21 protein-coding genes are annotated in these 24404 nt (G+C 30.0%); 6 read left to right on the top strand and 15 right to left on the bottom strand.

Features of this window, described 5'->3' with window-relative positions:
* Positions 1 to 58: 58 nt before the first annotated feature.
* A complete protein-coding gene (locus JK634_RS02845) occupies positions 59 to 925 on the top strand; it encodes a LysR family transcriptional regulator (RefSeq protein ID WP_202766111.1) in 867 nt (288 codons plus the stop codon).
* Positions 926 to 1028: 103 nt separating this feature from the next.
* The gene (locus JK634_RS02840) at positions 1029 to 1406 is read left to right on the top strand and encodes a CBS domain-containing protein (protein ID WP_202766110.1); all 378 of its coding nucleotides are present in this window, start codon (positions 1029 to 1031) and stop codon (positions 1404 to 1406) included.
* A 70-nt stretch (positions 1407 to 1476) separates the two neighbouring features.
* Here the strand turns inward: JK634_RS02840 and JK634_RS02835 are convergent, their stop codons facing one another.
* From JK634_RS02835 to JK634_RS02790, 10 genes are all read right to left on the bottom strand, one after another.
* The gene (locus JK634_RS02835; protein WP_202766109.1) at positions 1477 to 3627 is read right to left on the bottom strand and encodes a transporter substrate-binding domain-containing diguanylate cyclase; all 2151 of its coding nucleotides are present in this window, start codon (positions 3625 to 3627) and stop codon (positions 1477 to 1479) included.
* Between the two features lie 189 nt (positions 3628 to 3816).
* Positions 3817 to 4980 (bottom strand): iron-containing alcohol dehydrogenase, encoded by a 1164-nt coding sequence (locus tag JK634_RS02830; RefSeq protein WP_202766108.1) that lies wholly within the window; start codon positions 4978 to 4980, stop codon positions 3817 to 3819.
* A gap of 31 nt (positions 4981 to 5011) precedes the next feature.
* On the bottom strand, positions 5012 to 7393 hold the full coding sequence (gene lon, locus JK634_RS02825; protein WP_202766107.1) for an endopeptidase La: 2382 nt from the start codon (positions 7391 to 7393) through the stop codon (positions 5012 to 5014).
* 123 nt (positions 7394 to 7516) lie between these two features.
* Positions 7517 to 8077: a TetR/AcrR family transcriptional regulator gene (locus JK634_RS02820; protein WP_202766106.1), complete on the bottom strand. Its 561-nt coding sequence runs from the start codon at positions 8075 to 8077 to the stop codon at positions 7517 to 7519.
* A gap of 128 nt (positions 8078 to 8205) precedes the next feature.
* Complete coding sequence (rsgA, locus tag JK634_RS02815) at positions 8206 to 9243, bottom strand: ribosome small subunit-dependent GTPase A (protein ID WP_202766105.1); 1038 nt, start codon at positions 9241 to 9243, stop codon at positions 8206 to 8208.
* 443 nt (positions 9244 to 9686) lie between these two features.
* Positions 9687 to 10289, bottom strand: coding sequence for a DUF3793 family protein (locus JK634_RS02810; RefSeq protein WP_202766104.1), 603 nt, complete (start codon positions 10287 to 10289; stop codon positions 9687 to 9689).
* A gap of 202 nt (positions 10290 to 10491) precedes the next feature.
* Positions 10492 to 11823, bottom strand: coding sequence for an SPFH domain-containing protein (locus JK634_RS02805; RefSeq protein WP_202766103.1), 1332 nt, complete (start codon positions 11821 to 11823; stop codon positions 10492 to 10494).
* A gap of 35 nt (positions 11824 to 11858) precedes the next feature.
* Positions 11859 to 12893, bottom strand: a complete 1035-nt coding sequence (locus JK634_RS02800; RefSeq protein WP_202766102.1) for a Tim44 domain-containing protein — start codon at positions 12891 to 12893, stop codon at positions 11859 to 11861.
* Between the two features lie 153 nt (positions 12894 to 13046).
* Positions 13047 to 13739 carry a L,D-transpeptidase family protein gene (locus JK634_RS02795; RefSeq protein WP_338031204.1) on the bottom strand — a complete coding sequence of 231 codons (693 nt, stop codon included), beginning with the start codon at positions 13737 to 13739 and terminating at the stop codon, positions 13047 to 13049.
* A gap of 171 nt (positions 13740 to 13910) precedes the next feature.
* A complete protein-coding gene (locus JK634_RS02790) occupies positions 13911 to 15131 on the bottom strand; it encodes an MFS transporter (RefSeq protein WP_202766100.1) in 1221 nt (406 codons plus the stop codon).
* Positions 15132 to 15361: 230 nt separating this feature from the next.
* On the opposite strand from JK634_RS02790, the gene JK634_RS02785 reads away from it, so the two are divergent.
* Both JK634_RS02785 and JK634_RS02780 read left to right on the top strand, forming a co-directional pair.
* Positions 15362 to 16246: an AraC family transcriptional regulator gene (locus JK634_RS02785; protein ID WP_202766099.1), complete on the top strand. Its 885-nt coding sequence runs from the start codon at positions 15362 to 15364 to the stop codon at positions 16244 to 16246.
* A 481-nt stretch (positions 16247 to 16727) separates the two neighbouring features.
* Positions 16728 to 18821, top strand: coding sequence for a glutamine synthetase III family protein (locus JK634_RS02780; protein WP_202766098.1), 2094 nt, complete (start codon positions 16728 to 16730; stop codon positions 18819 to 18821).
* 53 nt (positions 18822 to 18874) lie between these two features.
* On the opposite strand, the gene JK634_RS02775 is transcribed toward JK634_RS02780, so the two are convergent.
* The 5 genes from JK634_RS02775 to JK634_RS02755 all read right to left on the bottom strand — a co-directional run bounded on the left by JK634_RS02775 (position 18875) and on the right by JK634_RS02755 (position 22005).
* A complete protein-coding gene (locus JK634_RS02775) occupies positions 18875 to 19603 on the bottom strand; it encodes a 4Fe-4S binding protein (RefSeq protein ID WP_202766097.1) in 729 nt (242 codons plus the stop codon).
* 2 nt (positions 19604 to 19605) lie between these two features.
* Complete coding sequence (locus tag JK634_RS02770) at positions 19606 to 20034, bottom strand: DUF3021 domain-containing protein (RefSeq protein ID WP_202766096.1); 429 nt, start codon at positions 20032 to 20034, stop codon at positions 19606 to 19608.
* Between the two features lie 13 nt (positions 20035 to 20047).
* Entirely contained in the window at positions 20048 to 20497 is a 450-nt protein-coding gene (locus JK634_RS02765) for a LytTR family DNA-binding domain-containing protein (protein WP_338031203.1), read from the bottom strand.
* Between the two features lie 183 nt (positions 20498 to 20680).
* A complete protein-coding gene (locus JK634_RS02760) occupies positions 20681 to 21148 on the bottom strand; it encodes a chemotaxis protein CheX (protein ID WP_202766094.1) in 468 nt (155 codons plus the stop codon).
* Positions 21130 to 22005, bottom strand: a complete 876-nt coding sequence (locus tag JK634_RS02755) for a response regulator (protein WP_202766093.1) — start codon at positions 22003 to 22005, stop codon at positions 21130 to 21132. Before JK634_RS02755 ends, JK634_RS02760 begins: the two co-directional genes overlap by 19 nt.
* 373 nt (positions 22006 to 22378) lie before the next feature.
* Here JK634_RS02755 and JK634_RS02750 point away from each other — a divergent pair, with 373 nt between their 5' ends.
* On the top strand, positions 22379 to 23707 hold the full coding sequence (locus JK634_RS02750) for an FAD-dependent oxidoreductase (protein WP_202766092.1): 1329 nt from the start codon (positions 22379 to 22381) through the stop codon (positions 23705 to 23707).
* A gap of 122 nt (positions 23708 to 23829) precedes the next feature.
* A complete protein-coding gene (locus JK634_RS02745) occupies positions 23830 to 24300 on the top strand; it encodes a spore coat protein (protein ID WP_202766091.1) in 471 nt (156 codons plus the stop codon).
* Positions 24301 to 24404 lie beyond the last annotated feature (104 nt).

The raw sequence follows: 24404 nt of genomic DNA, 5'->3' as shown, positions 1-24404 counted from the left end.
AAAATATTGGTTATATATATATGCCATACGAAAAAAGTATGGTTAATTGGAGGTTACTATGGATTTAAAACAATTAAAATATTTTTTAACCATATCTGAGGAAGGACAAATCACTGCTGCAGCCAAAAGACTTCATATGGCTCAACCACCTCTTAGTCACCAACTTAAGCTTCTAGAAGAAGAATTAAACGTTAAACTTTTTGACAGGGGTGCAAGAAGCCTTCAACTTACTGATGCTGGAAAAATACTAAAAAATAGAGCTGAACAAATTATAAATCTTTCAGAATATGCTATTAATGAAATAACTGATTTTAGCAATGGTTTGAATGGCAGTATTTCAATAGGTACTGTTTCTTCCTCAGGTACTATTTTGCTAAATAATAAGATAACAGAGTTTCATAATAAATATTCTGGAATAAAATTTGAACTACATGAAGGAAATACATTTAAAGTGTTAGATTTACTTGATAAAGGAGTAATAGAACTTGGAGTAGTTAGAACACCTTTTGCTACTAAGTCTTATAATTGCATATATACTGATCCGGAACCAATGATTGCTGTTATGACAAAATCATACCTTGAATCAGAAGCAAGTACCATATCCATAAAAGATTTAAAAGGTATTCCTTTAATTATATATAGAAGATTTGAACAACTAATTAGCGACACTTGTGTAGAAGAAGGATTTACTCCAAATATTTTTTGTAAAAATGACGATGCCAGAACCACAATATTATGGGCAAATGCGGGTTTAGGTGTAGGAATAATCCCCAAATCTGCATTCCCACTAGCTTATAATAAAAATTTGTATACAAAAGTGATATTAAATGAAAACTTAACAACCAGAATTGCTCTCATTTGGTCAAAAAGTAAATATATTTCTGCTCTATCTAAAAAGTTTATAGAGTCTTTTAAAGAAGATTAGTTTAAATTTATATTTTAAACTTCTTCTTTTTATAGTAAAATACTAATATAACTATCAATCGTTTACATTTAGTTAGTATAACAATTTTAAAGGGGATGATATTATGAAAATAACTGAAATTATTAAACACGATTTACATACCATTAATGTAAATGACACTGTAGATAAGGCCTTAGAAACCTTACAAAATCTTAATCTAAACGGTATGCCTGTAGTAGATGAAACCAATACCTTAGTAGGTATGGTTGTAAAAGCTGATATATATAGATTCATGATTCATCCTGGTCATTATGATAGTTGTCCTGTAGACTGGGTTATGTCAAAATCAGTAATAACTGCTGGATCTGATGAAGATATACTTGTTGTTGCAAAACGCCTACGTGATAACAATATTATTGCTATGCCTGTAGTTAAAAATGATAAAGTAGTTGGTATTGTTAGCATAGAAGATTTACTAGACTATTTCATTAATGAAGATTAATTTCAAATTAAAAAGGGGTTGTTGCATTAGCGTTCAAAGAAACACCAATGCTCAACTCCTTTTTTTATTTCTATTCAATTTTCTTTTTAAACATTCGTTTATTCATATACATATTCTCATCTGCTGCTTTATATAAGTCTTCAAATGATATTTCTGATGAATATCTAATAGAATATCCTATAGCTCCAGTTGGAACAAATATATCCTTTCCATCAAATGATACTCTCTTTTCCTTAGAAATTTCATGTATTTTATTTATTACCTCGACTGCAATTTCCTCATTTGAATTATTGATTACTATAAAAAATTCATCTCCACCAATCCTAAATATAACACTATCATTTGGACACGCTTCTCTTAAAGCATCTGAAAATATTTTTATATATGTATCTCCATAGTAATGTCCATATGTGTCATTTACAATCTTCAAATTATTTATATCTGCTACAATTAGTACTTGAGGATAAATTGATTCATCGGTATTGTTTAAAAACTTAGTATTAAAGTAACTCCTATTATAAAATTCAGTGAGAGGATCTATTGAAAGATAATATTCTCTCTGCTGCAACAGTTCTTTCTCCGTTTTTGCACCTATTAATGCACCTATTAATTTAACAATAAATAGTATTATTATAATTATAATCATTAATAAAACTATTACCAGTATAAAGAGATTTTTATTGCTTTTATCGTAATTCACATGGGGTACTTCCTCGTAACCCTTTTGATATATCTCATCCATATCTATCATAGGTAATACCTTATTTATTATCCCTGCTAACTCAGGCTTATTTTTTGAAACTCCTAAATACAAAAATGAATCATTACTAGTATTTCCTCTTTGAACTAAATCATAATACTGAAGCTCCTCAGTATAGTATCTAACAACAGTTGGATTTTCGATAAGATAATCTGCTTTTCCCTCATGAACAAGTTGCATAGATTCTTGAATATTGTTAGTTCTTCTTATCTTTACATTTGAAAGACTTTTAACTAAAACTTCATCCTGCCAAAAACCATTTATAACTGCAACAGTTTTCCCTTCTAACCCATATATATCTCTGGCTTCTTTTTCATCTTTTCTTCCAACTATTATGTTTCTTTCTTTACTAAAAGATTGAGGATATAATACATAACTCACTCTTTCATCCGTTTTCGCAATATTTACTACATCTATTTTCCCTGCCCTAAGACTATCTGACAAGCTATCAAAATCACTAAGAGTATAGCTGAATTTTATACCAGTCATTCTTGATATTTCTTTTATTAGTTCTCCATCGATTCCTTTGAATTCACCTTCATCATAATAGTCGAAAGGAAGATAATCTTCTATTACACCTACATTAGCTTTTCCATCTTCTAAAAGCCATTTTTCTTCTTCCGCAGTCAAATTCATTACTTTCAGGTTATATTTTATCTGTGCGCTATTTATAATTTCTGATAAATTATTGTTTTTTAAATATTCTATTTCTTTATTTATTATTTCTATCAATGTAGTATTTTCTTTTTTCGCAGAAAAAGTCATATCAGAGTTTATATTACTTATCTTAGATACATAATCTAAATCAGGGTATTTATATAAATAATCGTAAATTACTGAACCTCCAGACATAATAACAGCATCCACTTCATTATGTAATAGCGCATTAATTTCTTGTTGTTGATTTACATATGTTTTTTTATTATAATAAATATTTTTATACACTTTAGGCAGGTTATCAATTATATAGTCCTTTTCCATAAATCCAACTGTTTTTTTATCTATATCTCCAATTGTTTTTATTGAATTATTCTTTCTTGAAATTATTACATAAGGAATTTTAATAATTGGATCTGTGAATACCATAAACTTGTCTCTTTCTTGAGTTTCATTGGCACCATAAAGTAAATCTATTTTATTACTTTCTAAGTCTGAAAAAATTTTTCCCCAGTTATCAGTTTCTATCTTAACTTTTATTCCAAGATCCTCACTTATATTTTTCATAAGGGGAGTAATATAACCTTGTTTTTCATTATTATATTTGAAATACTCTGAGCCTAAATTGGGATCCACTCCTAAGGTAAAGGTTTTGTCCTTATTTTCTTCAAGCCAGTTTATCTCATCTTCTGTAAGACTTAGTTTATTATTCATCTTTGCCTTAACTATTGCTTTATTATTAAGAATAATGGTTCCAATAAACAAAACAATGGCAAAAATTATTATTCTTTTGGTTTGCTTCATTATAATGCACTTCCAATCAAACTATTATCTATTATTTTATTTAATTATCCATATAACTTAGAATTATTATAGTATATCCAAGCTAATTCTTTAAGCTTTTTTATGAATATTTTTCCTATAATAAAATATCTCTAATGCCTTATCCATTATTACAGGATGACATTAGAGATAAATATCATTTTCTATTTACTATAGTGCTAATTTATATATATTTAATACATCTTGCGAACTAAGTGGTCTTAGATTTCCTAAAACCCCTCTTCTTGTAGCTTGATTTGCCATTACTTCTAACTTTTCAGAATTAATGCCCACTTGAGATAATCTTGATGGAATTCCTAATCCATTGAAATATTCTCTAGTTTTTTCTATTGCTTTATTTGCTATAGCAATTTTATCTTCCTTCTCATCTATTCCCCAAACATTTACTCCATATTGAACAAAGTTATCTAAAGTATCTTCATTTAATATATATTTCATCCAATGAGGAGTTAATATTGCAAGACCAACCCCATGTGTAATATCATAAAAAGCACTCAATTCATGCTCCATAGCGTGAACACTCCACTCAGTTCTCTTACCATAGCTTAATAATCCATTTATCGCTAAGCTTGATGTCCACATTAAGTTAGCTCTAGCTTCATAATTTTCTGGCTCTTCCATTGCAATTGGTCCATATTTTATACAAGTCTTAAGCAGTGCTTCTGCCATTCTATTCTGTAAATATGCCTCTTTTGTCCTGCTGAAGTATACTTCAAATATATGACTCATTATATCTGCAGTGCCTGCTGCAGTTTGAGAAGCAGGTACTGTAAATGTGTAGGTTGGATCTAATATAGAAAATTTTGGTGCCATTAACGGATGTCCTGTTCCAAGTTTTTCATTTGTGTCTAAATTGCTGATAACAGCTCCCGCATCCATTTCAGAACCTGTAGCAGATAATGTTAGTATGCTGGCTAAAGGAAGTACATTTGTTATTTTTCTTGGATCTTTTACTATATCCCATGAATCTCCCTCATAGTAATAACCAGCTGCAATTACTTTTGCACAGTCTATTGAACTTCCTCCGCCTACTGCAAGTACTAATTCTATATTATTCTCTTTGCATATTCTAACACCTTCACGAACACTTGTTATTCTAGGATTAGGTTCTACACCAGAGAGTTCCCAATATTCAATATTATTTCCTTTTAAAAGTTCAATAACCTTAGCATATAGTCCACTTCTCTTAATACTTCCTCCACCGTATACAATTAGCACTTTAGATGCATATTTTTTTATTTCATTCGGTAAAACACTAACTTGTTCCTTTCCAAAAAATATATTAGTTGGTATTGAATAGTTAAAATTAAGCATTTAATTAATTCTCCTTAAATCTATAATTTACTTATACTTCTGAGATATTAAACTGTCCTTCAATGGATAGTTCTGGGTTTAACACTCGTTGTACTGATGGTAATGATATTCCTAAAGCTTCTTTTATTACTTCCTCTATTGTCTCCACAGCTATTATCTCTAATTCTTCCTTGATTTCTTCTGGAACATCCTTTAAGTCCACAACATTATCTTTTGGTATTAACACTTTTTTTATTCCAGCTCTTTGAGCCCCTATGAGTTTTTCTTTTAATCCACCTATTGGTAATACAGCACCTCTTAAAGTAATCTCACCTGTCATTGCTAGTTTAGGATTTACTCTCACCCCTGTAACTAAAGATGCTAGTGCTGTAAATAGGGTTATTCCTGCGGATGGACCATCCTTTGGAACTGCTCCTGAAGGTACATGAATGTGTAAATCTTTTTCTTTAAATGTATTCACTGCAAATCTTGACTTTAATAGACTTAAAGATATTCTAGCTGATTCCTTCATTACATCTCCAAGTTTACCAGTTAAAATAACTTGTCCATTACCAGGCATATCTGTAGCTTCTATGAAGAGAATTTCTCCCCCTACAGGTGTCCAAGCAAGGCCTGTTACTACACCAGCTGGATTGCTATCCTGAGCTTTATCATGTATTGATACCTTTCTTCCTAGTAGTTCCTCTAATTGGTCTTCTTTTACTATAAATGCATCCTTTTTCTTGCTTGATACAATTTTTTCAGTAGCTACTCTAGCTATTGTTGCTAATTGCTTTTTAAGTCCTCTAACCCCTGCTTCCATAGTGTAATCACTTATGATTGCTTGCAGTGCATCATCTTCTATAATTAATTTCTTGGATGTTAATCCATGTTCCTCAATTACTGAAGGAATTAGATGATTTTTAGCTATGTGAAACTTCTCATTTATTGTATAGCTTGATATTTGGATAACTTCCATTCTATCTAATAATGGTGCAGGTATTCCTTGAGTAGAATTTGCTGTTGCTATAAAGAATACTTGTGATAAATCATATGGTACATCTAAATAATGATCAGTAAATGTACTATTTTGTTCTGGATCAAGAACTTCTAATAATGCACTTGCAGGATCTCCGTTGTAACCAGTCATTAACTTATCAATTTCATCAAGTATCATTACTGGATTTTTAACTCCTGCATTTTTAATTCCTTGAATTATTCTTCCAGGCATTGCTCCTACATATGTCCTTCTATGACCTCGTATTTCAGCCTCATCTCTAACTCCACCTAAACTTAAACGTATATATTCTCTATTAAGCGCTTCTGAGATACTTTTACCTAAGCTTGTTTTACCTGTTCCTGGAGGCCCTACTAATAATAAAATTGAACCTTTCTTATTTTTCTTAAGCTTCATTACTGCTAAATATTGCAATATTCTTTCCTTAACTTTTTCTAATCCATAATGCTCATCATTAAGAATTTTTCTTGCTCTAACAACATTTATACCTTTTTGCTCATCAACGTTCCACGGAAGCTTTAATAAAAGTTCTAAATAATTACGTATAACATTATATTCTGAACTACTTGGGTTTTGATTTTCTAGTTTTGTTACTTCTTCTAATGCAACTTCCTCCACTTCTGATGGCATTTTTGCGTCTTTTATTCTTTCTCTATAATCTGCATCCTTCTTCTTACTTCCATCTTTTCCTATACTTAGTTCCTCTTGAATTGCTTTAAGTTGTTCCCTTAAAACAGCTTCTCTATAACTCTTATTTGCTTTTTTATTGAATCGTTCAGCCATCTCAAATTGCAATTGAATACTTTCTCTTTGTTTTAGAAGATAATCTATAAACTTTAAGCTTCTCTCTTTTACACTTTGAGTCTTCATTAAGTCATATTTTTCTTCACTAGATATTTGCATGTATTGAGTTAAGTATCCGATTAGTGCATTTAAGTCACTCATGCCCTCGATAATCTTAACGAAGGCTTCTGCCCCTTTAAAGTTTTCACCAATTTCTTCAGTTGTTTTCTTAATATACTTAAGCATATCTTCTTTATTTTTTCCGTCAATATCATTTATATCTGAGGCCAATTCATATTCAGCTACTATAGTATTTTCTTTAAAACTTGATGTTTTTATTTCTACTCTATCTATAACTTTGATTTTTGCTTGATGTGCATCATCCTTATTAACTATATCAATTATCTTAAACAATGCGCCTACATTATGTAAGTCTTCTTCCTTTAAGTCCTCTCTATTAAAGTTTTGCCTTAAGGGTAGAGCAATAGCATTATTATCTCCATTAGATAAAATCTCTAATTCCTCTTTTGTTAATCTATTTATTCTTAATGTATATGTCATACCTGTTAATAAAACTAAGTTTGCTACAGGTATTACTATTGCTTCATTATTCTTTAAATTATATTTTTCCATATTACTCACTCCTTCTAATAAATATTCTTAAGTGAATGTTCATTTATTATATTCTATTTTTTTAACGAGATTATTTATTATAATATTATAAAAATAGCCTCGCAAAATAAATGAATCATTTACTTATACTAATAGAGCATATTGAATTATTTGTATCATTTCTTCAATTAGCTCTTTTTCCTTATCATTATCATTTTTGTTAATAGTAATTGCTTTTAGTGGTGAAAATAATATTGCAACTATATTTTCATTTCTATAATTTTTAATGATTTTCTTATCCTTCATATCATCTAACAACTTATAAAGAATACATATTCCAGACTTCCCTTTACAATTATTAGACAGTGCTGGACAACTTGAGAATTGATCAACGAAATGAAAAACTTCTTCATTTTCATTTATATATGAATAATAATTTCTAATAAGCTGTTCTATTATTTTCTTTCCATCCACTTCATTTTTAAGTTTACTTAATAAATATTCAAATACTTCTTCTGAATATTCTCTATAAATATCCCTAAGCATTACTTCTTTATTATCATAATAGATATACACTGTTGCAGGTGAAACTCCAGCTTCTTTTGCAATTTTAGAAATTGATGCACCATGAAAACCTTCATGAAGGGTTAACTTAATAACAGCTTCTTTTATTTTCTTTTGTTTTTCATCATCTTTCTTTCTCATTAACTCACCTCTATTTTATTCTATAATAAATGTTCATTCATTTATTGTCAATAGTAATTATCAATTAAAAATTATACTTTCTTGTTTTATTAAGCTGCCTTAACACTTTAAGGCAGCTTTTAATTAATCTATATCTTTTTTAATTTTTTTTGTTGTTGTCTAATATTAGCTTCTTCCTTTCTCTTAGCAAATTCAGCTTCCTTTTTTAACTTCAAATAATTATTCCAACGATCCTTTGATAATTCACCGTTATCTAATGCAGCTTTAACAGCACAACCAGGTTCACTTTGATGATTACAATCTCTAAATTTACACTTAACTGCTAGTTCTTCAATTTCAGAGAATGCAATGTCTAACCCATCTGTTACATTCCACATTTCCAATTCCCTCATTCCAGGAGTATCAATTATCATAGTACCATTATCTAACATAATTAATTGTCTATGAGTTGTTGTATGCCTACCTTTACTATCATCTTCTCTAATTGAATTTACCTTCATAACTTCTTTACCTGAAACTCTATTTACAAGTGATGACTTTCCTACACCAGATGATCCCAAAAATACAATTGTCTTTTTAGGTTTAATATATTTACCTAATAAATCAATTCCTTGACCTGTGTAAGAACTTACTGGTATTATATCTACTCCCACTGCTATATTTTCGATTTCATTCTTTTGACTATAATAATCATCATAGAGATCAGCTTTTGTTAATATAATTACAGGAATTCCTCCACTCTGCCAAGCTGTACTTAAATATCTTTCTATTCTCTTAATATTAAAATCTTGATTAAGTGATACCATAATAAATACATAATCAAAATTCACTGCAACAACTTGCTCTATTCTATTCCATGAATCTAACCTCGAAAATTTAGTTTTTCTCTCAAGCACCTTATAAATAGTACTCTCTCCATATGGATTGTATTTTAGAAGTGCAAAATCACCAACTGTAGGGTATATATTTTCTACTTTATCGCTATAAAAAATAGACCCTTTTAGCTTTCCTGGAACCTCGCCATACTCTGTTATAATTTTATACTTTTCCTTATGAACCTCTACAATTCTTCCTGGTATCAATTCATTATCTAAATTATCTTGTTCTAATATTTGTTTTTCGTAAAAATCTGTATAACCATAGTTTTCAATAATACTATTATTCATCTAATCCCTCCAAGTGTTTATTAATTTTTCTAATAATATAAAATGAATTCATCATATAACATCACTCCTCTCAAAAAATAAACATCCTTCTAAAAATGGGCATAAAAATTCCGCAGGAGTAATCATAAAACACTTGTCACCTTCTGCGGATAAATGAGTATATTATAAATTTAAGTAAAAAAAATACGCCCTTTTCACGGCGTTACTTATCCAAATAAGTTTTTATGAAAGGTTACTTTAATCTGCGGAAATGTATGTTTATAAAATCACATTTTAATCATTACATTTTCGCCCATATTCAGTTTTAAATCATAACCACCTTTAATCTGTTATTCATTAATACCATCTCCTTTCATAAAGATATATTTACTAAATAAAATATATCTTACTATTACAAATAATACTATTTGTAGTTTTAACTGTCAATAAATTTATGTATTTCTTCATCTAAATATTTCTGTAGGCTTTATTCCAGATATCATAATCCTAACTAAGTCATTTCTAATGCTATCATACTTTTTAAAGATATTTTGAGCTTCTTCGGTGTTATTATATACCTTCCAATAACCAACTAATTTACAGTCCTTTTTGGTATCCTTCATAAACTGAACTACATCATCTAATGGATATCCTAGAAAAATTCCAATTTCATGGGGGCAAAATTCTCTATATCGTGCCTTTAGAACTAATAAACATTCATTTATTGACATTTCCCTCTTATATCCAAGATTCTTTAAAAACTCTATAACCCTTTTTTCACTCAAGATTTTATTTAAAATCTCTTCATTATAGAATAATACAACTGTACTTTTTTGATCCTTTTTAAGTTCTAAGAATTTTATACCTAATTTATCTTTAACCTCGTCTTTAAAGCTCTCCCAATCTTTTTGTAGATTACGTTTATCATTACAAAATATAACCAATGAAGCTGCTTTTTCTTTAGTTAATGTTGGGCCAGCACTATACATTATCGTTGAGAATAAAAACTCTACTTTATTATATGTATTTAAAACCCTTAAGTAACTATCAACTTCATCCCTCCTCATGCTTTTACCTCCACTGCTTTGTTTATATTCTTTTAAACTCATTATTTTTTATTATATATTTTCCCTTCTATTTTGAGCTTTGCAATCTATTCTTATTCTATTGATTCTACTTCTTTTAACAATAGTTATTATCTTAAGTTCACTTCCTCTTTTATAAACTAAAAAAGATAAAGCTTAAAAGCTTTATCTTTCAGTTTATAAATCATATTTTATTTTCTGCTCCGCATTCTGGACAGAATTTAAATGGTTTATCTGCTTCATAGCCGCAGGTTTCACACTTACTATCAAGTGGTTTTTTTGCACCACACTCTCCACAAAACTTTCCTGTATTCTCAGTACCACATTGACAAATCCATGTATTTGCTGCTTTGACTGGTACTGGGGCTGTTTTCCCACACTCCATACAGAACTTCCCAGTATTTTCTGTTCCACATTCGCATGTCCAAGTTTGAGAAGGTTGAGATGTTTGAGGTTTACTTTGAACTGGGGCACTTTCTTCTTTTAGCTTTTGTTCTTGCTGTGGATTTTGGGTTAATGAATTAAATAGCTGTGCCTCATCAAAACCTCCATTACCGCCTGCTTGTTGAGCAAATCCCATTCCCATGAAACCAGTCATAGCTCCAGCTTTATTTGATGCAGCTTTTTCAAGTGCAGCACCCTTTGATTGTATATAACTTGCTGCAAGCATTCTTGGATCTGTATAAACTCTTGTACTTTGGAATTCTTCTATCTTTTTTGCACTATCTGCATCAGGTGTTACTGATGCCAACGCAAAAGATACTACTGATATACCTCTTTTCTCTACCCATTCAGTAGTCATTTCAGAATTCAAAGCTTGAGCTAGTTCTTTTGTAAATAATGTAAGCTGGTCATATGGGATCCCTTTTAATCCTATTTTACCTAAAGCATATTGTAAATTATTTTGTATCTCTGACTTAAATTGAGAGTCTATCTGATCTCTGGTAAATTCGTAGCCTATATTTCCACAAACATTAGTATAAAACATTATTGGATTGGTAATCTTATAGGAATATTCTCCAAAGCATCTTAGTTTAATAGTAAAATTAAACTCACTATCCCTAAACGGAATATCACCTGCTCCTATTTTATTTCCCATTAGTTCCTTCATATTTACGTAGTAAACTCTTTGATCATGGTCTTGCTGTCCACCTGCTTTAAACCTATCCATGGCAGTTCCTATGCTTTTCATGAAGCCATCCTTTAATTCCTTCATTCCGCCTGTTAACATCGATGGTGATGTTCCTGTATTGTAAATATATTCGCCTGGTTCAGCGCAAAAATCAATTATCTTTCCATCTTCTACTATTATCATACACTGTGAATCTGAAACCACTAATCTGGAACCATCTGTTATAATATTATCATTTCCTCTATTTGTACTTCCATCTAATCTTTTATTTTGTCCTTTTCTCACAAGTACATCCATAGGCATTGAATCACAGTACATAAACTCTTTATATTGATCCTTTAATGTACCTTTAATTGCATTTGCCGCTGCCGCTATTATCCCCATTTTTTTAATCCTCCACCTTTATTTATATTTGATAGTTAATTTATAAATACTCCACCATTTCCTACTTGGGTATCTTCATTTATACAGTCTAAATCGCTTAATACCCAATCATGCTCTCCTGTTGTTACAATAAAATCACAGTACTCACATTTACCAGCACTTGTAACTTGAATTGGTGCTCCACAATGTGGACATTGTTTTGTACTCATATTGCTTGTAGCAGGATCAGTCTTCACCCCTACATTCCTCATAAATGTCAAAAGATATTTGTTAGTGAATCTTGTTTCATCGTCTCCTTTAACTATCTCTCGGGTATTTTCATCTATAATGTAATCATTCATTGATGCATGTAAGTATACAGTTAAATATTCATACTCTGCATCTCTTACATACTTAAATAGATATGATTGATTAACTGAAATACGTTCAACCACATTAATTCTATGCATTTTCTTATATTCTTGTAATTGTAATTCATGCATTCTAAATAGCTCTTCTTTTTCAAATGGTCTTATCTTCGCCCAATCTCTTGAGGTCCAAGCTTCTTGTAATGATACAAATACCTCCTGGCTCCAGCCTATAAATTTATCAGGTGAGAATAATGGATCCATCTTTACGATTTCATTTCTAATTGCTACTGTATTATCTGCTACTTCCTGTCTAACACTTGGTGAAATATCTCCATCGTTATTCTCATCATTAAGAAAATCTTTAAAGTTATCTATGTCTTCTTGCTTAATTGCACCCTTTCTTTTTAGTACAAAAACTATCAATAGTACTATACCAATTAAAACTATTGCTCCTATTGATAGTCCTCCTCCAATGAATGATTTTTTCGACTTACTATTTGTTGTACTTTTAGAACTACTAGATTTAGCCTTGTTACTAGAAGGCTTTTTTTGATTATTATTGTTACCAACATCTGCTTTTACATTGTCGTAATCACAAATAGCATATTGAATCCCTACCTGATTCAAAAGCTTTGCTGTTGATTTTTCAATATTATTAGCTTGTCCAAAAGTAATGAAAACTACTGCAGCTATCAAAAGAATTCTAATGTATTTTTTCATTTTTACTCCCCCGCTATTACCAATATATTAATATATAGTTTATAACTTATATAAATATAACAATTTTCATATATATGTTAATTATTATATATCTCTAGTGAGTTAATCCTTACAACTAAAATTAATTAGGTAGCTTCATTAATCTGAAGCTACCTAATCAATTAGTCTTATTCCTAGACTTTTATATAGTTCTTTATCTATAAAATGATTAATAGATAAATTATTTTCCAATCTATATTCCATTATACTTTTCTTCATGGTTTCCCCATAAACTCCATCAACTTTTCCAAAGTAATATCCTTTTTCTTTTAATATTCTTTGTATTTCAAGGACATCTGCCCCTCTATCACCTGGTTTTAATATCTTTAGTCCTTTCCCGAAAGGACCATAAGGTCCTGCATATATTGTTACTATCATTCCATATGAAACTTTTTCGTATAATTCTTCAATATCTTTGTTAAACATTCTTATACACCCATGGGACGCCTCAGAACCAATTGACCCAGGATTGTTCGTACCATGAATTCCATATTTACCCCAAGGAACATTTAATCCAATCCATCTGGTTCCAAAGCCTCCACTCCAAGCACCCATGCTAATAACCTTCCAAGTTCCTATAGGTGATGGAGTATTAGATTTTCCACTTGCCACAATATAACTCTTAATAATTGTATTTCTATCCTTATTTATTAAATAAAGTCTCTCTTCATTTAAATCAATTAAAATTGCATTATTATTCTTTTTATTATCAGCTTTACAACAAATAGGAAATAAACATGAAATAATACTAAAAATACATAAAAAACATATTGCTTCTCTTAAATTTTTTTTCTTCAAGTGTAACACCCCAAATTCATCAATAGTAATTTTATTTTGTCCTAAATCAATTACTCAATAAGCGGTATTTTGTTCCTATTTATAATTTTCAATTTCTTTTTATAAAAAAAAGATGTGAAGTCCTTAAGACTTCACACCATCTATCTTACTGTATTTTATTTCTTAATATGTACTAATTTATTAACTATTTTCTAATTTATCAACACTCCAAAGTTTAGGAAATAATTTTATCCACAAAAGTACCACAACTATTGTACCTATTCCCCCAATTAAAACTGCATTCACAGGTCCAAACCATGCTGTTGTTAATCCCGATTCAAATTCTCCTAGCTGATTTGATGTTCCTATAAACATTTGATTAACTGAACTCACCCTTCCTCTCATATTATCTGGAGTTTCTAACTGTACCAATGTAGATCTTATAACTACGCTAATTACATCTGATGCTCCAAGAACAAAAAGAAATGCTAAAGATAAAACAAATGATTTTGATAGTGAGAATAGTATAGTAGCTATTCCAAAAAATATTACTGCAGTAAACATAATATGTCCTACTCTTCTTTTTAATGGTCTTCTTGCCAATACAATTGACATAAGTAACGCACCTACTGCAGGTGCTGAACGCATAACACCTAATCCTATTGGTCCTACCATCAAAATTTTACTTGCAAATACTGGTAATACTGCTGTAGCTCCCCCAAATAGCACCGCAAAAAGATCTAAGGATATTGCACCAAGAATTATAGGTTTACTCTTTATGAATGAAATTCCTGCAAATAATGTTTTAATAGTTGCTGCATCTGCTTTCTCTTGTTGCTTTCTTAATGTTATTAGTGAAATAAGAAAGCTTGTACAAAGAGATAATACGCCTGCAATAGTATATACAACATTTGCCCCTAACGAATATAATATCCCTCCAACAGCTGGTCCCATTATTGTTGCAAACTGGAATGCTGATGCCAATAATGCAGCTGCTCTAGGAAAACTCTCTTTACTAACTATATTAGGTAACATTGATTGCATTGGAGGACCCTGAAATGCATTAACTATTCCTAATATAGAGACTGTTACAAGAATTATTTCTTTAGTAATTATCCCTTTATAACTAGCAAAAGCTAAGAAGAGAACTGCTATTCCTTCTAATGATTTGCACAAGCAAATTATAATCTTTCTATTAAATCTATCTGCCACATATCCAACAACAATGGTAAGAAGAAACATTGGAACAAACTCCACCAATCCAACTAAACCTAGATAAAAAGCACTATCAGTAATTGAATATATCTGCCACCCTACTGCAATAGTAACCATTTGAACTGAAAATGCTCCTATTATACGTGCAAATAGCAAAAATGCTAATGATCTATTTTCTAATAATTGTGATGTATTTACTGACGTCATAAAACTCAAAACCTTTCTACTTGTTTATTAGCTAATTATTAGTATAAAATTGATATTATAGAATTAGTTTTTAAAAATATCTAATTTCTATATTCCTAATTTTTTTCAACATAAAAGCTTTAAATTTAGTATTTTTATATACCATTATAAACATTAATCTAAGTAATTTCATTAATAAAGTTGCTCCAAAATAGCATTATATTGATTTTTACTTTAAGAAAGGAATTATTATGAATTCTACATCTCTATCAAATTTAGATAGTCCTAAAATGAAAATTGATTACGATATTAACATAGAATTTCCTATAAAAATTAGATGTTATGAACATGCTGAACCTGGTCCAATTGTAGAAAGTCACTTTCATGATCACTTTATGTTATGTTATATAGCAAATGGGGAATGTATAGTTCACTGTAATTCTAAACATATTGCTGCAAAAAAAGATGACTTAATAGTAATAAACAATAACGATGCCCATTATATAGAGTGTTTATGTACTAATTTGATTTACTATATAATAAAAATTGATTTTGCTTTTCTATTAGGAAACCAAAAAGATTTAGATAAAACTGATTATATTAAAGCATTAATAAAAAATAACGTTAGATTCTCCAATGAGATTCCTAAGCACAAGGAACTATTGGAAGAAATTCAAACATTAATAATCGAATCTCAAAATAAGAATTTGGGATATGAATTGATTGTAAAATCTTCTATATTTCGCATAATAGTTATATTACTTAGAAACAATTTGGAATCTATATCTATATCAAAAAATAATAGAAAAAGTCTTTATAGTATGAATAACTTAAAGGAAGTATTAGAATATATAGATTCTCATTATAGTGAAAAGATAACTCTCTCAGAGCTTGCATCTATGTCAAATCTAAGTAAACACCATTTTTGCAGACTATTTAAAAGATTTACAGGCAAAACCTTTACTGATTATATTAATCTTTTACGCATAAATAAAGCTATTTCACTATTAAAAGATAAAGATTTGAATATAAATGAAGTTGCCTTGTGCGTAGGGTTTAATGATAGCAATTATTTTAGTAGGATATTTAAAAGATATAAAAATATTTCACCTAATAAGATTAGAGACCTAAAATAATCCTTTATAAAAAGTTCTTAACAAACATAATCCTTCATAAGAAGTTCATAATTTATTTTTGATTTTATGGCTAATTTAATATTAAAATTTGATTTTTGATATTGAATTAATGTTATTGGACGAGTATAATTAATGTATAATATTATACAAGCTATGGTAGTTTATATAATATGCAATTAATGAATTTTTATTATATTAGAATTAAAATGTAAATTTTTAGCAACGGAGCTAGAGAACCTTTCTCTAGCTCTATCTTTTTTTAATGTAATATTATTCCATTTATTCATATTTTTAGATTCCACCACTGTTATTATTATAATTTCAAAAATATAACGAACTTAAAAACAATTTGTCACAATTCTTATATTTTTCGTTGACAATTTATCAGTTATATTCTAGAATTTTTTTATAATTATTATTTTCATAAGTTAATTAATAACATTTTATATAATCTTGTCTATATTGAAAGGAGAATTTATTAATGAGTAAAGTCACTGAAATTTTTGGATCATATGTATTTAATGATTCCGTAATGAAAGATCGTCTTCCAAAGGCTACTTATAAAGCTTTAAAAAAGACAATTCAAGAAGGAACTTCTCTTTCACCTGAAGTAGCTGATGTTGTTGCTTCTGCTATGAAAGATTGGGCAGTTGAGAATGGTGCAACTCATTTTACTCACTGGTTCCAACCACTAACTGGTATTACTGCTGAAAAACACGATTCTTTTATTAGTCCAACCTCTGATGGAAAGGTAATATTAGAATTCTCAGGAAAAGAATTAATCAAAGGGGAACCAGATGCTTCTTCTTTCCCATCAGGTGGATTAAGAGCTACTTTTGAAGCTAGAGGATATACTGCTTGGGATTGTACTTCACCAGCCTTTTTAAAGGATGGTTCTCTATGCATACCAACTGCATTCTGTTCTTATAATGGAGAAGCTTTAGATAAGAAAACTCCATTACTACGTTCTATGGAAGCTCTATCAAAACAAGCTTTACGTGTACTAAGAGCTCTTGGAAACACTACTACTCAAAGAGTTATCACAACTGTAGGACCTGAACAAGAATACTTCTTAATCGACAAAAAAATGTATGATGCTCGTAAAGACCTTATTTTTACTGGAAGAACACTATTCGGTGCAAAGCCTTCAAAAGGTCAAGAACTTGAAGATCATTACTTTGGAACAATAAAAGAAAGAGTTTCTGAATTCATGAAAGAAGTTGATGAAGAACTTTGGAAGCTTGGAATTTCAGCTAAAACTAAGCATAATGAAGTTGCTCCTGCTCAACATGAATTAGCTCCAATATTTACTACAACAAATATCGCAACTGATCACAATCAACTTACAATGGAAGTTATGAAAAAAGTTGCATTAAGACACGATCTTTATTGCTTATTGCATGAAAAACCATTTGCAGGTGTAAATGGATCTGGTAAGCATAACAACTGGTCAATGGGAACTGATGATGGAGTAAACTTACTTGAACCAGGTAAATCTCCACACGAAAATCAACAATTCTTATTATTCCTTTGTGCAGTTATAGAAGCTGTAGATGAATATGCTGATTTATTAAGAATGTCTGCTGCTAATGCTGGAAATGACCATCGTTTAGGTGCTAATGAAGCTCCTCCAGCTATAATATCAATATTCTTAGGAGATCAATTAACTGATATATTAGAACAAATTGAAAATGGACCAGCTACAAGCTCAAAATCTTCAAGTAAATTAACAATAGGGGTAAATACTCTCCCTGCACTTCCAAAGGATGCAACTGATAGAAACAGAACTTCTCCATTTGCTTTCACTGGAAATAAATTTGAATTCAGAATGGTTCCATCTTCTGCTTCAATTGCAGCTTGTAACTTTACTTTAAATACAATAGTTGCTGAAGTATTATCAGGAATTGCTGATAGACTTGAAAAAGCTTCTGATTTAGATGCTGAAATTCAAACTATCCTTAATGAAATTGTTAAATCTCATAAGAGAATAATATTCAATGGTAACGGATATTCAGATGAATGGGTAGCTGAGGCTGAAAAGAGAGGTCTTCCAAATATAAAATCAACTGTAGAAGCTACTAAATCATTAATTGCTGAAAAGAACTTAGCTGTAATGGAAAAGCATGGCGTATTAAGCAGAGTTGAAATGGAATCTCGTTATGAAATAATGCTTGAAAATTATAATAAGACTATTAATATCGAAGCTTTAACTACTCTTGAAATCGCTAAGCGCCAAATATTACCAGCAGTTATTAAATTTGCAACTAGTCTTGCTGGCTCTATAAATACAATTAATGCAACTGGTATTAGTGTAGATTTATCTGCTCAAACTGAATTATTAACTGAAGTATCTACTTTAACTTCTTCATTAAAGAAGAAAATAGCTGTTTTAGAAGAAGCTGTAGCTAAGGCAGACAACTTCGAAGGTGATGCATACGAATTAGGTATGATTTATAGATTTGAAGTGTTTGAAAAGATGAATGAGTTAAGAGAAGATGCTGATAAGCTTGAAACTATAGTAGATAGCGAATTCTGGCCACTACCAACTTATGGAGATATGTTATTTAACGTTTAATTTATTAATACTAAAAACAGAAGCCTTTTAAGGTTTCTGTTTTTCTTTATTTATTATTTCTTTATAAAACTATACTTAATCACATTCTTTGGACATGTATCAACACATTGTCCACATAAGATGCATTCAGAATTATGCATATCTCCTTTTTGAACCATTGAACTAACCTCTAAGCTCATAGGGCATTTTTTATTACATAATTTGCAATCAATGCACTTCTTCTCATCTGCTTTTAAATGTAATGAAGGATATTTAAACTTGTTTTTAATCTTGCTACCTATTATCATAAATGGCGCCATCCAACAGCCATAATGACAAAATGCTCTTTTTCCTACTGATAAACTTAATAAGGCTATTCCTCCAACTACAAAGTAATAAATTGCATAAGCTTGTACATTAATAACGGATATCCCGTAATAAGTTTGATAAAAGAAACCTATTTTTTTTATTCCCCCTGCTGAGATAAACATCATTATAATTAAGATAATCCAAGGAGTCCAAATTAGATACTTTATCCAATTTAATTTACCTCCTTTAACTTTTTTATCTACCGCCATAGAACAACATTCTTGGAGTCCTCCTGCAGGACATATCCATCCACAAAACCCTCTCCCAAGGAATAATGAAGTTAAAAACATTATCCCAAAAACTATAAAGCTTCCGGTAATTACCCCTTCTGATGCCCCCATAACTATAAGATATGGTGAAAAATAATATAAAACTAGTGGGAATAATAAAAATGATATTATTAATAGTGTGCTTCTAATTCTTTGTCTTTTCATAATTATTCCTTCCTCCTAATATTTAATTCCATATTTATTTGCTTAATATAATTTTTCCATTGTAAATAACATATTAACCAAACTATAAAATAAGTTGCAATAAATATTGTTATAGTTGAGATTATTACCTCAGAATCATTAATAAGCCATCCTGCCATTATTGCACAAGGGATATAAACCAGTGAAACTCCAATAAAATGTAATATGGTTGCTCCTATTAAGCCTAATTTTTCAGATTGATATAATATATTTAAAGCGCCGAATGTAAATCCAATAATTGAAGCTGCAACATATTGATTAATTAAAAATTCTTTACTAAAGGTCGCGGATTCCTTTGAGAATAACATCATTAATACACCTATAGTTTGAATCAAAAATACTCCAATCACTATTCCTTTGAGACCTCTTCCTATAACATCTTTTAATTTCATAGCCTTACCTCCTCTATAATCCTAGATAGCTTTTTATCTTACTTACATATCTTCGTGATGAATATTCAATATCACCGTTTAAAAATTTAATGCACATAGTTCCATTTAGGGACATCTCTAAATTTTTTATTTTATCCACATTAGCTATTACTGAGTTTGAAATTCTTATGAAATTTGTCCCACTAACCTGCTCTTCAATCTCATATAACTTCAGTTTTATTTGTAATATAGCTTTTTCAGTTTTAGCTAGTACCTTTTGGTTTTCAGCATAGAAATAATATATTTCTTTTGGATTTAATAAATATATTTTCTGATTCATGGTTCCATTAAAAACTTTATTTTGATTATTCTTAAGTTTATTAATCACTTCTTGAACTTCCTCTGTAATTTCATTAGTGAAGATGACTACTTTACATTCCTTTATATCTTCTTCTATCTTTACTTCTACCTTCAAACAATTCACCTCTATCCTTAAACTCTCTCTTTGTTACTTAAAGTATAAAATATATTTTGCAGCTTAACTACAGTTCTTATATAAGTGGTAGTTTTCTCTATATAAATGGTCTCAATCTTAAAATATTATAAATTCCTCTAAAAAGTAAAAAAACTGACACCAATGTATGATGTCAGTTCATTATTAACATTATTAAAGAGTATTTTTTTCAAGTGCTATATTAACTTCAAATACCATGTCATTTACTTGCATTTCAACACAAACAACTTTATCTGAACTAGAGTTTGCTGTAAATTCTCCATGTACCAATGTAGGCGTTGAAATGTTAATTTCAATGTTTTCTTTAGAAAAATTAATTGCTGCATTTGCTGTTAACATATTTGTTAATTCTGAGATAGCGCTCTGAGCTAATTCATCAAGTTCATTTACTGGCATTCCCATCATCATTGAAGATGCTATTTTCTTCGCACTTTCTATACTAGTTCCGTAAATAACATTACCTTTAATATCTCCCATTATTCCTAGAATAATCATTACTCCAGGGCTTTCTATAAATCTACCCTTTAAGCTGATTCCTTTCTTTTGAACATCTGTCAAACCTACTTGAGGCATAACATTTAAAAATGAATCTAAAAAAGGATTTATATGCTTGACATCCATTCATCATCACCTCTTCCAAAACCTACATTTATGGACATGTCTCCAAATGCTGTTTTAACTTCTGCAGTATATGTAGTTTCTAATTCTGCCTTTGATATATTAATTGATTCTCCATGAAATATAGTTGGTGGTGCAACTCTAAGTCCAAATATCTTATTCTTTTTGTTCATCATTGAGCAAGCATTACCTGCTGCCATATTAGATATCTCACCCATTACATTTAGAATTTCTTCACTATTTTTAGGATCTCTCTTTAATAATATTTTAGAGATATTTTCAGCTGTTTCAAATGACATATCAAAAATCATTCTTCCAGAACATTTTCCTATAATACCTAGTACTACAGATATTCCCCTACTGCTTTTCTCTACATCTATATTATTTTCCTCAGTCACTTCAGGTACTGTCTTTGTAAGCTTATTAAATAAATCTAATAATGCCTCCTTAAATACTTTAGAATATAACCCTTCTAATTCTAAAAACAATTCCTCATTTGCCATAACTCTATTTATTAATAATGTTATTTCCTCACTATCAACTGGCTTCTGAACGTATCCTGAAACACGATTCTTTTTAGCTTTTCTTACAATTTCTTCATCCATCATTGAACTAACAACTATTACTTTTACGTTAGGATCAATTTTATGTATTGCTCTTGTACATTCAAGTCCATCAGTTCCTGGAATAGTCATATCCATTGTTACTAAGTTTGGCTTCAAAGTCTTAGTAACCTCAATTACCTCTTCTAAAGAACTAGCACTTCCAATAACATTGAATCCACTTTCTGTCAATAAATCCGTAAGGATTGAAATTTGGAAAGGAGAATCATCAACTATTACAACGTTTACACTGCTCATATTTCCACCTACCCTTTCATTAACACATGCTAATTAGATTTCTCTAATATAATCATAGATAATTTCACTAGAAAACTACATAATAATTATCATGATACAATTATATTGTAATTTCTGATAATACTCAATAGCATTTTCCCAAATTTGAAGTTAAAATACATATATTTAACGTTAATCTTATATTAAATTATTAATTCAATTAAACATCTATCCTTTTCGATATTCTTAGCTATTTAAAACTTCCAACAACTACAATTTATTACATAATTATCTCTTACTTATCTTAATTTAACTTTCTAAATTAAACACAGAATATAATTATCTTCTATTGAAAAAATAATATTATATTTCTTAAATTGAAAGGAGAAGTAAAATGAGGATAGCAGTTATCGGTTGTACTCATGCTGGTACAGCTGCAATAATAAACGTTGCGAAGAGGTATCCGGATGCTAGCATAACAGTCTATGAAAGAAATGATAATATTTCCTTCTTATCTTGCGGCATTGCATTATATGTAGGTGGAATTGTTTCAGATCCTAAAGGTTTATTTTATAGTTCTCCTGAAGCCTTAGCTGATCTTGGGGTAAAAACAAAAATGTCTCATGATGTATTAGATATAGATATGGATAGTAGGATACTTAAAGTAAAAAACTTAAAATCCAATGAAGAATTTGAGGATATCTTTGATAAACTAATTATAACTACAGGTTCTTGGCCAATAATTCCTTCCATAGAAGGAATTGATTTAGATAATATATTACTTTCTAAAAATTACAATCACTCTACTACTATTATTGAAAAGGCTAAAGACTCCAGCAAGATAGTAGTTATCGGAGCCGGATATATAGGTGTTGAACTTGCAGAAGCCTTTGAACTTAATGGCAAGAAGGTCACTTTAATTGATAGCTTAGATAGGATTTTAAGTAAATATCTTGATAAAGAATTTACTAGTTTAGCAGAAATGGCCTTTAGAAATAGAGGTGTTGAGCTTGCTTTAGGAGAAACTGTAACAAGATTTGAAGGCATAGATGGCAAAGTTACAAAAGTCATAACAAATAAAGGCGAATATGAAGCTGATCTTGTAATTCTATGTATTGGTTTTAGGCCAAGTACAGATTTATTCAAAGGGAAATTAGATATGCTTCCAAACGGAGCGATTATCGTTGATGAATATATGCGCGCAAGTAAGGAAGGTGTTTTTGCTGCTGGAGATTGTTGTGCTGTAACTTATAATCCGACTGGTGAAAGAGAATATATCCCCCTTGCTACCAATGCTGTTCGAATGGGTACTCTTATAGGAAGAAACTTAGTTATTCCAACTACTAAATATTTAGGCACTCAGGGAACTTCAGGAATAAAAATCTATGAGTATAATATTGCTTCAACTGGGCTTACTGAAGAAGCTGCAAAAAAAGCTGGATATGGCATTAAAATAACATCAGTAACTGATAATTATAGGCCAGAATTCATGCCATCATTTGACGCTGTAACTATAAAAATCATTTATGAAACTAATACGGAAATCATCCTTGGTGCGCAGATTATTTCAAAAACTGATTTAACTCAGCTTATAAATACCATGTCTGTCGTAATACAAAATGAAATGACTATTGACGAACTTGCTTTTTTAGATTTCTTTTTCCAACCACACTTCAACAAACCATGGAATTTACTGAACTTAGCTGCTTTAAATGCAAAATAGATAAAAATTAATACTTCTATTAATAATTAGAGTGTGTATATTTTTTATTTATTTTTCAAACAATAGTTTTGAATATTACTTGTATTCTTATTTAATATATCAAAATTAAAGAGGTGGAATTTATGGCAACATTAACACAAAAAGAGACCCTTCTTCTTAAGGATGAGAAATCTCATGAGGACTTATGTATAAAAAAATATACTAAATATTCTAATGAGGCAGAAGATCCAAAATTAAAACAACTATTCTCTTCTATTCTTGAGCATGAAAATCAACATTTAAATACTATAAATAGTATACTTAATGGTCAAGTTCCGAATGTTAATCAACAAGGACAGCAAGGCCAACAAAGTCAGCAAAATCAACAACAGAATGTCAAATCAACAACAGGCTTCAGCCAAAAAGACTGTGATTTTTGCCAAGATGCATTAACAGCAGAAAAGTATGTTTCTTCAACCTACAATACATCAATTTTTGAATTTAAAGACCACAACATTAGGCAAACTTTAAATCATATACAAAAAGAAGAACAAGAGCATGGTGAGCAGATTTTTAATTATATGAGTGAAAAAGGTTATTATACAACTGAATAGTTGTTTATAAAAAAATCGTCAAGGTGATTATGTGCCGTCGATTTTTTTCTCGCATCTGCCTTTCCAAACGCATGTGAGGAAAATTTGGCAGGCGACCAATTCTT

This window comes from Clostridium paridis, from assembly GCF_016765615.1.
Classification (GTDB): domain Bacteria; phylum Bacillota; class Clostridia; order Clostridiales; family Clostridiaceae; genus Clostridium_T; species Clostridium_T paridis.
Note: the sequence above shows the minus strand (reverse complement) of the source record. Positions and strands in the feature narration are given on the sequence as shown.